Source organism: Puia sp. (genome assembly GCF_036500295.1).
In the GTDB taxonomy this organism is placed as follows: Bacteria; Bacteroidota; Bacteroidia; order Chitinophagales; family Chitinophagaceae; genus Puia.
The window spans coordinates 24434-40312 of sequence record NZ_DASYCH010000105.1; the positions used below are offsets into that span (position 1 = coordinate 24434).

Genomic DNA, 15879 nt, shown 5'->3' on the forward strand with positions numbered 1-15879 from the left:
CATCCCGGGTGTCAAAAATGAACAATTCCCGGATAATAAAGTAGTACTCGGGCCGGTGAAAATGGGATATCTTACCCTTCAATGAGACAGTTTTTTTTGTGCCTTTGCTGCTTGCCCCTGACCCTGAAGATCCAGGCACAGGAATTACCCGTCGACAAAAAAGCTACGCCGGAGACGATCCGTCTTTACAACCATTTGAAAACTCTTCCTTCAAAAGGCTTCCTCTTTGGACATCAGGATGATCTTGCCTATGGCGTCGGCTGGAAAGACATCCCCGGCCGCAGCGATATAAAAGATGTCACCGGTGACTATCCCGGACTCTATGGCTGGGAACTCGGCCGGATCGAACTGGATCACCCGGATAATATCGATGGCGTTCCCTTTGACAAGATGCGGCAATTCATCCTGGAAGGATACCGGCGGGGCGGAGTCATTACCATCAGCTGGCATTTGAATAACCCCCTCACCGGTGGTACGGCCTGGCAACCCGCTCCCGGAACCGTAGCCTCCATTCTTCCCGGCGGTGAAAAGAATGCCCTTTACAAAAGCTGGCTCGACAAGGTTGCCAACTTCCTCCACAGCCTGAAGGGCGATCATGGCGAATCTATTCCGGTGATCCTCCGGCTCTTTCATGAACTGAACGGCAACTGGTTCTGGTGGGGCGGGAGTCATTGTACACCGGATGAGTTTCGGCGGCTCTGGCAGTTCACCGTATCTTATCTGCGCGATGAGAAGCAGATTCATAACCTGCTCTATGCCTGCAATACGGACAATTTTGCAACGGCCGATGCCTGGCTGGAAAAATATCCCGGGGATGAATGGGTGGATGTCGCCGGGTTTGATACGTATCAGCGAACCGGCAATGCACAATTTGCCACAGCATTCGACAGGATGCTGACCCTTCTCGAGACCATCACCGCTCAACATCATAAGATACCTGCCCTGACGGAATTCGGCTACAACGGCCTCCCGGACAGCACCTGGTGGACCGGAACATTTCTGCCGGTGCTGCAAGTCCATCATCTCGCTTATGTGATGGCCTGGCGCAACGCCGGGGACGAACCCGGCGGTCATCACGAATATTATGTACCTTTTAAAGGTCAGGCCTCTGCTCCCGACTTTGTCAAATTCCACTCCTCACCCCGCGTACTTTTCCAGCAGGCGGCGGCAAAGGAAAGGTTTTATCAGAAATAATGAAACTGCGATTACCGGATCTCGCCATCCTCGTTGCCTACCTGATCACCATGGTCGTGATAGGCTGGGCCTTGCGTAAGAAAGCCAGACAGAATAAGGTCAACTACCTGCTGGGCGGAAAGTCCCTTCCCTGGTATATGCTCGGGCTCAGCGATGCCTCGGATATGTTCGACATCTCGGGAACGATGTGGATGGTCAGCCTCTGTTTTGTTTATGGGATGAAAAGCATTTGGATACCCTGGCTCTGGCCCGTCTTTAACCAGGTATTTATGATGGTGTATCTCTCCCGCTGGCTTCGCCGGTCAAACGCCACGACCGGCGCCGAATGGCTGGCCACCCGCTTTGGCAGCACAGGGCCGGGCGTCCGCGCCTCTCATAATATCGTGGTGGCCTTTGCCCTGCTGAGCTGCCTGGGATTCATGGCCTATGGTTTTGTGGGCCTGGGAAAGTTCATGCAGATCTTTATTCCCTGGGAAAATATAAAGGGATACATCCCGTTCGATATTCCATTGGCGTACGTTCCGCATTTCTATGGCATCGTCTTTACCCTCTTCGCGATGTTCTATTCCATTCTCGGCGGAATGCACAGCATCGTTCTTGGCGACGTCATCAAATATATTCTGATGACCGTGGCCTGTATCAGCATCGCCGTCATCGCTATGCAGCGGCTGCATCAATCCGGCAACACACTGGCCGTCCCCCGATCCTGGTTGGATCCTTTCTTTGGCTGGCGCCTCGACCTCAACTGGAAAGGACTCATCGACGATGCCAACAAAAAGATTGCCGATGACGGTTTTTCCCTGTTTGGCCTCTTCTTTATGATGATGTTGTTCAAGGGAGTTTTTGCCAGTCTTGCCGGACCCGCGCCCAATTATGATATGCAGAAAGTGCTTAGCACCCGAAGCCCCGAAGAAGCCAGCAAGATGAGCGGCTTCGTATCGATCATTCTGCTGCCCATCCGCTATTCGATGATCATCGGCCTCACCGTCCTCGCCCTTCTGTATTATCATAGCATCAGCGGCGATCTCCAAACTCCCGCCGGAACGGATTTTGAAAAGATATTACCGGCCACCATCAATAATTTCCTGCCCGTCGGATTGATGGGTATCGTGCTCACCGGGTTGCTCGGCGCATTCATGGGCACTTTTTCGGGGACCCTCAATGCGGCCCAGGCCTATCTCGTCAACGACATCTATCTTAAATACGTCAATCCCGCGGCTTCGAATCGCCGGACCATTTACATGAATTATCTCGCCGGCGTTGCCGTGGTATTCACGGGGATCGTGCTGGGTCTCTTCGTCCGGGATGTCAATACCGTCCTCCAATGGATCGTATCGGGTCTGTACGGCGGCTACATCGCCTCTAATCTTCTGAAATGGCATTGGTGGCGCTTCAACGCCAGAGGCTTCTTCTGGGGGATGCTGGCCGGGATCATCCCCGCCATCGCGCTCGCCGTTCTGAAATCCTGGAATGTCCTTCACGGGCTCGATCTCTATTACTGGCCGGTGCTTTTCGGTTTGTCGCTGGCCGGCTCCATCATCGGCTCCTATGCCGCACCACCGACAGACAAAGAAGTGCTGAGCTCATTCTACCGGACCGTTCGCCCCTGGGGTTTTTGGGGGCCTGTCCACAAAATGGTGATCGCGGAAGACCCGTCGTTCGAAGGGAACCGGAATTTTCGCCGCAACCTGTTCAACATCATCCTGGGGGTCATCGCCCAACTCTGTCTGACCCTCCTGCCCATGTATATTGTATTGGGACTGAAGCTGCCGCTGCTGATCAACAGCGCACTGTTGCTGATCATCGTCCTTATTCTCAGGAAAACCTGGTGGAACCGGCTCAATGAATACTAAACCGTCTAATTCAAAATATGACCACGATGAAGCATCTGTTTAAAGACCGTCTTGCCTCACTGAATAAACATCATGCACAGCTGCTCGACCGGCCAAACGAGCCGCTGCTGCCGGGAAACGGGATATTTCTCCGTTACCGTCATCCCATCCTCACGGCAGACCATGTGCCACTCTTCTGGCAGTATGATCTCGACGAAAACACCAACCCCTGGCTAATGGAACGCTTCGGCATCAACGGGGTCTTTAACGCGGGCGCCATCAAATGGAACCAACGCTATGCCGTCATGGCCAGGGTCGAAGGCCGTGATAGAAAATCATTTTTTGCGATCGCGGACAGCCCCAACGGTATCGACAATTTTCGCTTCTGGGATTCGCCGGTACATATGCCCGGCACCGGAAGCCCCGAAACCAATATCTACGATATCCGGCTCACCCGCCATGAAGATGGCTATGTGTATGGACTGTTCTGCACCGAAAAAAGAGATCCCGTTGCCCCCTCTTCCGATCAATCCGCGGCTGTCGCCCAGTGTGGAATTGCGCGGACCCACGACCTGATCCACTGGGAAAGACTGGCCGATCTCACCACCCGGTCACCTCAACAGCGGAACGTCGTTCTTCATCCCGGGTTTGTTGAGGGGAAATATGGTTTCTATACCCGGCCCCAGGACGGGTTTATCAACACCGGCACCGGCGGCGGCGTAGGCTTTGGGCTCGCCGATTCGATCACCAACGCCGTCATCGAAAAAGAGACCATCATTGATTCCCGCATCTATCACACCATCAACGAGACAAAAAACGGACTGGGCCCCGAACCGATAAAGACCCGGCTCGGCTGGCTTCATCTTGCTCATGGGGTTCGCAATACCGCCGCGGGCCTCCGCTATACCCTCTATCTTTTCCTGACCGATCTGCACGATCTTACCAGGGTTCTTTATAAGCCCGGCGGTTACCTTATCGCCCCGGTCGGGGAAGAACGAGTAGGGGATGTCTCCAATGTGGTCTTCTGCAATGGCTGGATCGCCGACGAGGACGGCCGGGTGTTTATTTACTATGCTTCTTCGGATACCCGGATGCATGTGGCGACAACGACCGTCGATCAGCTGCTGGATTATGTCGTCAACACCCCGGAAGACGAAGGCTCTTCGGCCGGCTCCGTCATGACCCTGCAACGTATCATCGACAAGAACAAAGCCCGGTTATGAATGCCAGCACCTACCGGCAGGAAATGAAGCGGGAACTGCAATCCATCCTGAAATATTGGATGCTCCATTCCCCCGACGAAAAGCAGGGCGGCTTCATCGGCCGGATAGATGGGAACGATCAGCCGCATCCTGACGCGCCAAAAGGACTCGTGCTCAACAGCCGCATCCTCTGGGCGTTCAGCGCCGCCTGGCGCCACACCGGTCAATGGATCTATCGCCCGGTGGCTACCCGGGCCTATACCTACCTGGTCGATCATTTCTTCGACCCGCGATCCGGCGGCGCCTGGTGGAGTCTGGATGCTGCCGGCCGGCCCCTGAACACCCGTAAACAGATCTATGGACAGGCCTTCGCTCTCTATGGCCTCAGCGAATACTACCATGCCACCGGTGGCCAGACCACACTGGATCAGGCGATCCATCTCTATCGGACAATCGAAAAACACAGCTCCGACCCGGTGAACGGCGGCTATTTCGAAGCCTACGATCGCGACTGGAAGCCGCTGGACGACCTTCGCCTCAGCGAAAAGGACGCCAACGAGGCGAAGACCATGAACACGCATCTTCACATCCTGGAAGCCTACACGACACTTTACCGCGTCTGGCCCGACCAGCAATTGAGAGAGAAGCTCCTGCAGCTGCTCGAAATATTCCTTGGGCATATCGCCGGCCCCGGTACGGGTCACCTGGGACTGTTCTTTACCGCTGACTGGCGACCAAGATCCCGGATCATTTCTTATGGCCACGATATCGAAGCCGCATGGCTTCTGCACGAAGCAGCCATCGCCGTCGAAGACCCCGGGTACATCGATCGCACCGCCGCGCTTTGTCTCAAAATTGCGGATGCAACCTGCAAAGGAGTGGACAAAGACGGCGGCCTCTGGTACGAAAAAGAAGGCGATCATCTTGTCCGCGAGAAACATTGGTGGCCGCAGGCCGAAGCCATGGTCGGATTTCTGCGGGCCTGGAGTATCAGCGGCGACGAACGATGGTGGAACGCCTCCACCGGCATTTGGGATTTCGTAAAGCGATTCATCCGTGAACCGTCGGGAAAAGAATGGTACTGGGGCGTAGACGCCAATCATGCGCCGATGCCTGGACAGGATAAGGCCGGATTCTGGAAATGTCCCTATCATAACAGCCGTGCCTGCATGCAAATAATCTACACCCTCGAGCGAACACTAGAAAAAATCCCGTAGGTTTGGATCAAGAAAATTTACAACAATGCGACTTCTCTCCCGTACGGCAGTCATCATGACCCTCATTTCCGCTGCTACTCTCCTGACTTCTCTGCGTCCAAAAACCCAAAAGGTCATCTTCTTCGGTGATTCGATCACCGCCCAGGGCGCAAGACCCGGCGGCTATATCGAAAGAATAAAACAGGCACTGACCCAAAAGTCGATGGCCAATGACTACGATCTCATCGGCGCCGGCATCGGCGGCAACAAGGTATACGATCTCTATCTCCGGATGGATGACGATGTGATGGCCCAGAATCCCGATATCGTCTTCATCTATATCGGCGTCAACGACGTCTGGCACAAAGCCACGTCCGGCACGGGCACCGACATCGACAAATTCGAGAAATTCTATACCGCGATCATCAATAAGCTGCTGGATAAGCATATCCGGGTCATCCTCGTCACACCCGCGGTAATCGGGGAAAAGAATGATTTCACCAACCAGCAGGACGGCGACCTCAACGCCTATTCACAGGTGATCCGCAACCTTGCCCAAAAATTTCATTGCGGGCTTGTCGATCTTCGTGAGATCTTCCACAACTACGAACTGAAGAATAATCCGGGGAATAAAGAGTCCGGTATCCTCACTCAGGATCGCGTTCATTTAAATGATAACGGGAACCAACTGGTCGCCGACAAAATGCTCGAGGCGCTTTTGGCAAAATAACCGGAACTTTGTCCCTTAAACGGAGTATTCATATGCCAAAGACCATCCTGATCACCGGCGCAAACGGCGGCCTCGGCGCCGCCACGGTAAAGAAGTTCCTCGATAAAGGCTATAAGGTCATCGCCGTCGACCAGTCGGGTACCCATCTGGGCTTTGCCGCCGCGCATGATAATTTTGAGCTGAAGTCGGTGGATGCCACCAACGAAGAGGCCGTGGCGACCTTTGTAGAAGAGATCATCGAACTCTATGACAACATCGATGGCGCCCTGCTGTTGGTGGGTGGATTCGCAATGGGCGATGTCGCGGCAACCGACGGCGCGGCACTGCGAAAAATGTTCTCCCTCAACTTCGAGACCGCCTATTTCTTTGCCCGGCCCCTCTTCCGGCACATGCTGGAAAAAGGGTATGGACGCATCGCCTTCATGGGCGCCCGCCCCGCACTGAAACCCGAACAGGGAAAGGGGGTGCTGGCCTACTCGTTGACCAAATCGCTTCTCTTCCAGTTTGCCGGTCTGCTCAATGCCACCGCCAAGGGAAAGAATGTCGTGGCCTCCGTTATAGCACCCTCCACCATCGACACCCCGGTCAACCGGAAAAGTATGCCGGATGCGGACTTTAACGCTTGGGTAAAACCGGAGGAGATCGCCTCGCTGCTGGAATTTATCTGCAGTGACGAGGGAAATGCAATTCGTGAACCGGTATATAAAATATACAATAACGCATAAAAAGAAAGCGATCCGTCGGGATCGCTTTCTTTTTACACGGTTAACACACTGTTCCAGCCCGTCGCCCCGTCCGGCTCCCGTAGCCGGTTCTCGATGTCTTCCATCCACATCTTTTCATCGATGCGAAACTTGTAATAGTACTTGCCCTTCGGCAGCATGGGAATTGACACCTTCCAGGACCCATCTTTCACCGGCTGCAATTGCAACTCGTCCGGTGACCAATGGTTAAAAGTGCCCGCCAGGGCAATGTGGGCTGCGGATGTCGCATTCAGATGATGAATGTAGAATTCGATCGTTTTTTTCCGCCGGTTGATATACGGCGATTCGCGAAGTTTCATAGCAACCCCCTTGTGTTTAGATTTTAATAATCGTATTCAATAGGGTATCTTCAAAATGGCCGGCAACATGGGAATTCTACGCGAAGGGTAATTAGGGAAGAGTGTACAAAATTTACACTTTTTTTCAACATAATGCAAGAACTTAGGAAGTTTATTTTGCTAAATCGGTTTAATTTCTTTTTAATCGCCGATGATAAGAGGAACGGGGGGAATAGGATAAATTAGCACGAATTATGGCAGAAACAAAGATCCTTTTGGTGGAGGACGAAAAGAAGATCGCGGAATCCCTCCGCAAAGGCCTCACTGAACAGCATTATGAGGTGGATGTAGCCTACGACGGCCTCAGCGGCAAAAAGCTCTTCGATACAAGTGCTTATGATCTGGCGATCCTCGATATCAACCTCCCCCTGATGAACGGCTATGAGTTGGCCCGGCATATCCGCAGTTTCAATGAGGATATCCTGGTGATCATGCTCACGGCTATGAACACAACGGAAGACAAGATCGAAGGTTTCGAAGCCGGGGCGGACGATTATATCGTAAAGCCGTTCGACTTCCAGGAGCTGCTGGTTCGTATCCGGGCCCTACTGAAGCGGCTGCACCATCAACCCGCAGTCGGCGCCAATGTCCTCCGGGTCGGCGACCTGATCATGAACCTCGACAGCAAGGAGGTCTCCCGCGAAGGCCGCAACATCCCCCTTACGGCAAAGGAATTTCAACTCCTCGAATACTTTATACGGAATAAGAACAAGGTCGTTTCCCGGATCGACATCGCCATCAACGTATGGGACATCGACTTCGACACCAAAACGAATGTGATCGACGTGTATGTCAACTTCCTCCGGAAAAAGATCGAAAAGGACTTTTCCTCCAAGCTCATCTATACCCAGGTAGGGATGGGCTACGTGTTGAAAGAAACCCCTTGACGTGAAGATCCGCTACAAGATAATGCTCCTTTTTACACTGCTGGTCACGGCGATTATTTCGCTGTTGACCGGATCGGTGTATTATTTTGCAAAACTCGAGCGCAAACAGGTCTTTGCAAAGCGGCTGAAGGCCAGGGCTACCTACAATACCCAGCTCTATGCCATCATGGGAGACAGCGGGCTCAACATCCTGCGCCGGATCGATTCGGTTTCCCTCATCGGGGCCACGGTATCCCGGAGTATCGGGATGTACACCGATAATGGAACGGTTCTTTACCAGTTTGATATGCCCGGTACCCCACGCCTCACCGTCACCCGGGATTTCCTCGGGGAAGTGCAGCAGAAAGGGGAAAAAGCCTTTATCATGGACAACCGGGAGGCCATTGCCGTCCATCGCAATGCCGGCAAAAGGGATTTTATCGTCGTGGTGGCGGGCCATGACGACGATGGTATCGAGCGGGTCGAAACCCTTAATAAGATATTGCTGATCAGCCTGATCCTCGGCGTCTTTCTGACTGCGCTCGTCAGCTTCCTCTTTGCCCGCCAGCTGCTGCGCCCGATTGCACAGATCATCCGGGAAGTAAAAGACATCTCCTCCTTCGATCTCTCCCAGCGCGTCCGGGCCGGCACCGGCCAGGACGAAATGAGCCAGCTGGGCAATACCTTTAACGATCTGCTTGGCCGGCTGCAGGAAGCCTTTGCCATCCAGCGACGGTTTATCTCCAATGCCTCCCATGAACTATCGACTCCCCTGACCTCGGTGTCCAGCCAGGTGGAGGTGATCCTCCAAAAAGATCGCTCCGCCGATGAATATAAACAGGTGCTTTATTCCGTTCGGGAGGATGTGCAGCAGATGCGCCAGCTGACGAAAAGTCTTCTCGAGATCGCAAAGACGGGTTCCCAGGGTGGAATCGAACTCAACGAAGTGCGCGTAGACGAGGTTCTCATGAAAGTGGTGGGCGAGGTGAAAAAGAACAACGCCGATTATAACGTAGAACTGGATTTTGGCGAATTCCCCGAAGACGAAAAAGACTTCGTGGTCTTTGGCAACAGCGAACTCCTGTACATCGCCATCCGGAACGTGGTGGAAAACGGCTGTAAATACTCCCCCGATAAGCGCTCAGTCGTAGACCTGACCTTTGCCTATCACAAGATCTTTGTAAAAGTCGTCAACCAGGGCGTCGTCATTCCCGCCGAAGAGATCCCCCAGATCTTCCAGCCCTTCTATCGCGGGGCCACTACAGCAACGACCCGCGGCTTTGGCCTTGGCCTGGCCATGGCCGAACGCATCATCGCCCTGCACAAGGGCATCATCCATGTCGTTTCCGACAAGAGCAACGGCACCGTCTTCACCATCGAACTCCCCGCGATCAAGATATTCAACTAGATCGGCAAAAAATTATTTTTGTTTAATTTTTTGCCGATATTCATAAATGCCATGGATACAACCTATCGACCCCTGTCATAATCTTCTGCTATCCGCCGGTGTGGCCCTTATTCCGATCCTGATCATCTTCTGGGCCCTCGTTTTGCGGAAAATGAAGGGGTTCCAGGCCGGTCTCCTGGCCATCGGCGCCGCTTTTCTCATCGCCATCCTCGTTTACCGGATGCCGGTAAAACTGACCCTGCTTTCGACGGGTAACGGCGCCCTCTATGGACTTTTTCCCATCTGCTGGATCATCCTCCCCGCCGTCTTCCTGTTCAATTGCACCATCCATAGCGGGCAGTTCGAGATCATCCGCCATTTTATGTCCACCATATCGGCCGACAGAAGGATCCAGGCCCTGCTGATCGCCTTCTCCTTCGGGTCTTTTCTCGAAGGAACGGCAGGCTTTGGCGCGCCCGTCGCCATCACCGCGGCGATGCTTGCCGGCCTGGGCTTTAATCCCCTGTATGCCGCAGGCCTCTGCTTGATCGCCAACACCGCCCCCGTAGCCTTCGGCTCCATCGGCATCCCCGTCACGGTGGCCGCGCAGGTGACCGGGATTCCCGAACAGGCGCTGTCCACGATGATCGGCCGCACCCTTCCTTTCCTGTCCGCCCTCTTACCCTTCTACCTGGTCATACTGATGGCGGGTTTCAAAAAGGCCCGGGAGGTGGCGCCGGCGGCACTGGCATCCGGCCTGTCTTTTGCCGGTATTCAATTCCTGTCCTCCAACTACCTGGGACCGGCCCTCCCCGACGTACTGGCCGGCATCGGGTCCATCATCAGCCTGCTGATCCTGCTGCGATTCTGGCGTCCGCGCACCATCTGGCGTTTTCCCGAAGAGGCGGCGCCGGAACAGGAAACGGCAACCTTCTCCGCCCGCCGGTTGCTATGGGCGCTGGGTCCGTTTATCGTGCTCACGATCATGATCGTCATCTGGGGACTGGCGCCCGTAAAAGAGGGGTTAAACGCCCATGCCACGGTGCAGTTCGCCGTTCCCGGCCTGCACAATGCCATCCGCGAACATAGCGGCGGCCTGATCGCTCATATCTACAAACTCAATTATGGCTCTGCGGCAGGCACGGCGATTTTTATCGCCGCGCTCATCTCACTGCCCCTTTCGGGGCTCACCCTGAGACAGGGAATACAAGTGTTTGTCACCACCCTCCGTCAATTACGTTTTCCCATCCTTACGATTGCCACGGTGCTTGCCTTTGCCTACCTGGTGAATGACTCGGGTATCACCCAGACCGTCGCCGGTCTGCTGGCCAATACGGGACCCCTCTTCCCCTTCTTTGCCCCGGTACTCGGCTGGCTCGGGGTCTTTATCACAGGATCGGATACTTCCTCCAACGCACTTTTTGGTAAATTGCAGGCTTCTACGGCGGTGTCCATCGGCGTAGACCCGGTCGTTACGGTAGGCGCCAATGTCTCAGGCGGGGTCATCGGCAAGATGATCTCGCCACAGTCCATCGCCGTGGCGGCCGCTGCCGGCAACCTCGTTGGAAAAGAATCCGATCTCTTCCGGTTTACGGTTCGCCACAGCTTTATATTATTGTGCATCATCTGCTGCATCGTCATGGCTCAGGCCTACTGGATCCGGTGGATGATCCCAACATACATACATCATACATGAGTCAAAAAATAATCGCCATCGACGGCTATACCCTCAACCCCGGCGATCTCTCCTGGGATCCCTGGCGCGAGTACGGCGAGCTTACCGTCTATGAACGTACGCCCTACGAAACCGACGCCATCGTCGGCCGCTGCGCCGGAGCCGCGGCGGTGCTCACCAACAAAACGCCCTTTACCCGCGAAACGCTCGCCCGGCTGCCCGGATTGAAATATATCGGGGTGACGGCAACCGGCTATAATATGATCGATATCGCGGCGGCAAAACAGCAAGGCATCGTCGTGAGCAACGTCCCCGGCTACGGCACCGCCTCGGTGGTACAGATGACCTTTGCCCTTCTGCTGGAGCTGACGCACCGCGTCCAGCGCCACAGCGACGCCGTCATGGATGGCAAATGGTCCCGGTCGCCCGATTTCAGTTTCTGGGACTATCCCCTTGTCGAATTATCGGGCAAGACGATCGGCATCATCGGGATGGGGCATATCGGCAGCAAGGTGGCGGATATTGCCACAGCCTTCGGCATGAAGGTCATCGGCAACAGCCGGACGCAAACGGATCAATCCCATCGCCCCGGATTCCGCTGGGCCGCGGTCGATCAGCTGCTCGCCCAGTCCGATGTCGTAAGCATCCACTGCCCGCTCTTTCCCGAGACGCTGGGACTCATCAACAAAAAGACCCTCGCCGGGATGAAACCGACGGCCTTCCTGCTGAATACCTCCCGCGGTCCCATCATCGTGGAACAGGACCTGGTGGAAGCCCTCGATGCCGGCCGCCTCGCGGGCGCGGGGCTCGATGTGCTCTCGACCGAGCCGCCGCCCGCCGGTAATCCGCTCTTCAAAGCGAAGAATTGTATCATCACCCCGCATATCTCCTGGGCTACAAAAGAAGCCCGGACCCGGCTGATGACAGCCACCCTGGCCAATTTCGCGGCCTGGCATTCCGGCCATCCTACAAATGTTTTATGAAAATACTCATCGCTCCCAACGCCTTTAAGAATAGCCTCACCGCAGACGCCGCTGCCACGGCGATCCTGCAGGGACTCCGGCAAAGCCGCCTGTCCTTTACCGGTGAGTGCTTTCCGATAGGCGATGGCGGCGACGGCACAGGCGATCTGCTGATCAAACGACTCGGCGCCACTCTCGTCGAAGCGCCGGTCCACGACCCGCTCGGCCGGCCGCGGCGGGCTTCTTTCGGCCTCGCCGGCGAGATCGCCATCATCGAGATGGCCAGCGCCTCCGGTATCCGGCTGCTGAAAAGGGAGGAACTCGATCCCCTTCATACGCTGTCGCTCGGGACGGGTGAGCTGATCGGCGCGGCACTCGACCACGGCGCCCGCCGGATCATTCTCGGCATGGGTGGCTCGGCAACCGTCGACGGCGGGGTCGGCATCCTGACAGCACTGGGGATCCGGTTTTCCGGCACCGCCATCGACACGACAGGCCTTGACCCCCGGCTTGCGGGCGCCCGGCTAACCGTTCTTTGCGATGTGAACAACGCCCTCCTCGGTCCTCGCGGCGCGGCCGCCGTCTTCGGACCGCAAAAAGGCGCGACCCCGGAAGCCGTCCGCCAACTGGAAACCCGGCTTCAAAACCTGGCCGGTCTCATTCAAAAAACAACGGGCAAAGAAATTGGCGCGCTGCCGAAAGGCGGCACCGCCGGCGGGGCGGCCGCCGGACTATATGGCCTGCTTGACGCCGACCTCGTAAATGGGATCGATTATTTTCTGCAGCTGACCGGGTTTGACAAATCCCTCGCCGATGCCGACCTGCTCATCACGGGAGAAGGAAGCATCGACGAACAAACTCTACAGGGGAAAGCGCCCTTTGGAGTGGCGCTCCGCGCAAAAGAAAAAGGGATACCCGTTATCGGCCTCGCCGGCCGGCTGCCACAAGTCACGACAAAACTGGACGAATACTTCGACGTTCTCCTTCCCATCAACCATCAACTCCTCCATCCGGCAAAAGCACTGCAACAGACAGCTGCCAATCTTACCGCGACGGCAAAAGCCATCGGTAACCTGCTGGCCGCACGAAGCCCGGATACCTCACTTCCGCGGCAGCAATAACTTACTCACCAATCCGGTCCAACCGGTTTGGTGCGAAGCGCCAAGCCCCTTCCCGTTATCCCCATCAAAATATTCAAAGAAGAGAACATAGTCTTTGAAATGCGGATCGTGTTGCATCTTCTCATTCTCGCCAAAGACCGGCCGGCGCCCCTTCTCATCCCGCAAAAAGATCCGGGACAGCCGCAGCGACAATTCCGTACTTATCTCATCCAGCGTCTTCATCTGGCCCGAATGCGTCGGGTATTCGATCTTGAAATCATCCCCGTAGTAGTGGTGAAATCGCTGCAAGGCCTCGATGATCAGGAAATTCATCGGCATCCAGATCGGACCCCGCCAATTGGAATTTCCGCCAAACAGGGGAACGGTGGATTCTGCCGGCGTATATTTCACCGTCACCACCTGTCCGTCTACCTGAAATTGATAAGGATGCTGCTCGTACTCTTTGGACAGCGACCGGATCCCATGGTCACTCAGAAACTCCGTCTCATCCAGCATCCTGTAAAGAATGCGTTTGATCCGGTGTCCCCGCAACAGGGACAGAAGGTGCTTCTGGTCGGAACCCTTCTCATGCCAGCGCGATACCAGCGACGCCAGATCGGGCCGGTTGTCGAGCAGCCACTTCAGCCGCTTGGCAAATTCCGGCAGCTTCTGCAGGATATCATCGTCGATCACCTCCACCGCAAACAACGGGATCAGTCCTACCATCGACCGCATCTTCATCCGGATCACGGCATCTCCCGGCATGCGTACCGTATCATAGAAAAACTCGTCTTCCATATCCCAAAGCCCGGTGTTGTTGGCGCCCAGACTCGCCATGGCCGCGGCGATATGCAGAAAATGCTCGAAGAATTTATTGGCCATGTCCTGGTAGACGGGATTGAACATGGAAAGTTCAAGCGCGATCCGCATCAGGTTCAGCGAATAACCCGCCACCCAGCTGGTGCCGTCCGCCTGCTCCAGCCTGCCGCCATCCGGTAACCGGCTGTTATTCCGGTCAAAGACCCCGATATTATCCATCCCGAGAAATCCGCCCTCAAAGATATTATTGCCCTCGGCATCCTTTCGGTTGACCCACCACGTGAAATTGAGCAGCAGTTTGTGAAAGACGGTCTCGAGAAAGGCGATATCCCCTTTCCCGCCGTTCTGATGTTTCTCGATCTCATATACCCGATAGGCAGCCCAGGCATGAACCGGTGGATTGGTATCGCTGAAGGACCATTCATAGGCCGGCAACTGCCCGTTCGGATGCATATACCAGTCATGGGTCAGCAACAGCAATTGATGTTTCGCAAAGTCGACATCTATCAGCGCGAAGATGATACAATGAAAAGCCAGATCCCATGCGGCATACCAGGGATACTCCCACTTGTCGGGCATCGAGATGATGTTGCTGTTCTTGAGGTGAAACCAGTCATAGTTCCTCCCCTTTAGCCGCTGTGCCGGCGGTGGCGGTTGCCCCGGATCGCCCTTCAGCCAGTCTTCGACATTGTAGATATAAAGTTGCTTGTTCCAAAGCATCCCCGCAAAGGCCTGCCGCTGTACCCGGCGGTGATCCACATCCGGCATATCTTTTTGGATCCCGGCATAGAACTCATCCGTCTCCCGGATCCGCTCCGTAAACACCGACTCAAAGTCGGCAAAGGGATCACCGGTGCTGCGCCTTGACAACCGGAGCCGGAAGGTCGTACTCCCGCCGCCCGGGACGACACGCTCATAATGGAAGGCAGCCTTTGTCCCCTGAAAGTAATTGACAGCCTGCCCGTTGCCATGAACAAGATATTCCTGGATACCGTCCTTATAAAAACCGGGCTTTTCCGTTCCATAAAACCGGCGGACATTGGTCTCGTTGTCGCAGTACAGGATCGTATCCACGTCATCCGCAGACAGCGCCCATTCACCCAGTTCCCGGTGCCTGATAAGGATATCCCCCTCGTTGGTGGACATCATCAGCGGCTTATAATCATCGATACCCCAGCTCCAGGTATTGCGAAACCACGCAGTGGGCAGGACGTGGATCGGCGCCGAATTCCTGCCCCGGTTGTGCACCGTCACCCGGATAAGGAAATCCTCCATATCCGCCTTGGCATATTCGATGAAGATATCGAAGTATTCGTCCTTGTCAAATACACCCGTATCCATCAATTCAAATTCCGGTTGCTCGCGGGTGCGCCGCTGGTTCTCCTGCACCAGCTGCTCGTAAGGAAAGGCGGCGTGCGGGTATTTATACAACATCTTCATGTAGGAATGGGTAGGAGAGGAGTCGAGATAGTAATACAACTCCTTGACATCTTCGCCATGATTGCCTTCGTTGATGTTGAGCCCGAAGAGCCGCTCTTTCAGGATCGGGTCCCTGGTATTCCAGAAACTAAACGCAAAACAAAAATTCTGTCGCTTGTCGGCAAACCCGCCGATGCCTTCCTCACCCCATCGCCAGGCCTTGCTGTATGCCATATCATGCGTGGTATAGGTCCAGGCCTGTCCATCGGGACTATAATCTTCACGCACCGAGCCCCATGAACGTTCAGACAGATAGGGGCCCCATTTCTTCCAGTCGGGAATTTGCAGCCGTTGCTTTTCCATTCCATAAAGCTAACCAAAATGGATCGAAGGGC

At 55.1% G+C, this 15879-nt stretch carries 13 protein-coding genes; 11 read left to right on the forward strand and 2 right to left on the reverse strand.

The features are described from left to right. Positions 1-81: 81 nt before the first annotated feature. The 6 genes from VGM48_RS20305 to VGM48_RS20330 are packed head-to-tail and all read left to right on the forward strand — an operon-like array spanning position 82 to position 6879. The gene (locus VGM48_RS20305; protein WP_331582261.1) at positions 82-1194 is read left to right on the forward strand and encodes a glycoside hydrolase family 26 protein; all 1113 of its coding nucleotides are present in this window, start codon (positions 82-84) and stop codon (positions 1192-1194) included. Then, the gene (locus tag VGM48_RS20310) at positions 1194-3047 is read left to right on the forward strand and encodes a sodium:solute symporter family protein (protein WP_331582262.1); all 1854 of its coding nucleotides are present in this window, start codon (positions 1194-1196) and stop codon (positions 3045-3047) included. Before VGM48_RS20305 ends, VGM48_RS20310 begins: the two co-directional genes overlap by 1 nt. Positions 3048-3073: 26 nt before the next feature. Beyond that, a complete protein-coding gene (locus tag VGM48_RS20315) occupies positions 3074-4249 on the forward strand; it encodes a glycosidase (RefSeq protein WP_331582263.1) in 1176 nt (391 codons plus the stop codon). Beyond that, positions 4246-5445 (forward strand): AGE family epimerase/isomerase, encoded by a 1200-nt coding sequence (locus VGM48_RS20320; RefSeq protein WP_331582264.1) that lies wholly within the window; start codon positions 4246-4248, stop codon positions 5443-5445. The genes VGM48_RS20315 and VGM48_RS20320 overlap by 4 nt, the downstream gene beginning before the upstream one ends. 25 nt (positions 5446-5470) lie before the next feature. Next, positions 5471-6154: an SGNH/GDSL hydrolase family protein gene (locus VGM48_RS20325; RefSeq protein WP_331582265.1), complete on the forward strand. Its 684-nt coding sequence runs from the start codon at positions 5471-5473 to the stop codon at positions 6152-6154. 32 nt (positions 6155-6186) lie between these two features. Continuing rightward, complete coding sequence (locus VGM48_RS20330; RefSeq protein ID WP_331582266.1) at positions 6187-6879, forward strand: SDR family NAD(P)-dependent oxidoreductase; 693 nt, start codon at positions 6187-6189, stop codon at positions 6877-6879. Positions 6880-6911: 32 nt separating this feature from the next. Here VGM48_RS20330 and VGM48_RS20335 read toward each other — a convergent pair whose 3' ends face one another. Next, positions 6912-7217 (reverse strand): hypothetical protein, encoded by a 306-nt coding sequence (locus VGM48_RS20335; RefSeq protein WP_331582267.1) that lies wholly within the window; start codon positions 7215-7217, stop codon positions 6912-6914. Positions 7218-7450: 233 nt separating this feature from the next. Here VGM48_RS20335 and VGM48_RS20340 point away from each other — a divergent pair, with 233 nt between their 5' ends. The 5 genes from VGM48_RS20340 to VGM48_RS20360 are packed head-to-tail and all read left to right on the forward strand — an operon-like array spanning position 7451 to position 13267. Continuing rightward, positions 7451-8143, forward strand: a complete 693-nt coding sequence (locus tag VGM48_RS20340; protein ID WP_331582268.1) for a response regulator transcription factor — start codon at positions 7451-7453, stop codon at positions 8141-8143. A gap of 1 nt (position 8144) precedes the next feature. Continuing rightward, positions 8145-9530: a HAMP domain-containing sensor histidine kinase gene (locus VGM48_RS20345; protein ID WP_331582269.1), complete on the forward strand. Its 1386-nt coding sequence runs from the start codon at positions 8145-8147 to the stop codon at positions 9528-9530. A gap of 46 nt (positions 9531-9576) precedes the next feature. Continuing rightward, a complete protein-coding gene (locus tag VGM48_RS20350; protein ID WP_331582270.1) occupies positions 9577-11205 on the forward strand; it encodes a lactate permease LctP family transporter in 1629 nt (542 codons plus the stop codon). Then, a complete protein-coding gene (locus VGM48_RS20355; RefSeq protein ID WP_331582271.1) occupies positions 11202-12167 on the forward strand; it encodes a D-2-hydroxyacid dehydrogenase in 966 nt (321 codons plus the stop codon). Before VGM48_RS20350 ends, VGM48_RS20355 begins: the two co-directional genes overlap by 4 nt. Next, positions 12164-13267 (forward strand): glycerate kinase, encoded by a 1104-nt coding sequence (locus VGM48_RS20360; protein WP_331582272.1) that lies wholly within the window; start codon positions 12164-12166, stop codon positions 13265-13267. Before VGM48_RS20355 ends, VGM48_RS20360 begins: the two co-directional genes overlap by 4 nt. Here VGM48_RS20360 and VGM48_RS20365 read toward each other — a convergent pair. Further along, on the reverse strand, positions 13247-15847 hold the full coding sequence (locus VGM48_RS20365) for an MGH1-like glycoside hydrolase domain-containing protein (protein ID WP_331582273.1): 2601 nt from the start codon (positions 15845-15847) through the stop codon (positions 13247-13249). The genes VGM48_RS20360 and VGM48_RS20365 overlap by 21 nt on opposite strands. Positions 15848-15879: the final 32 nt, after the last annotated feature.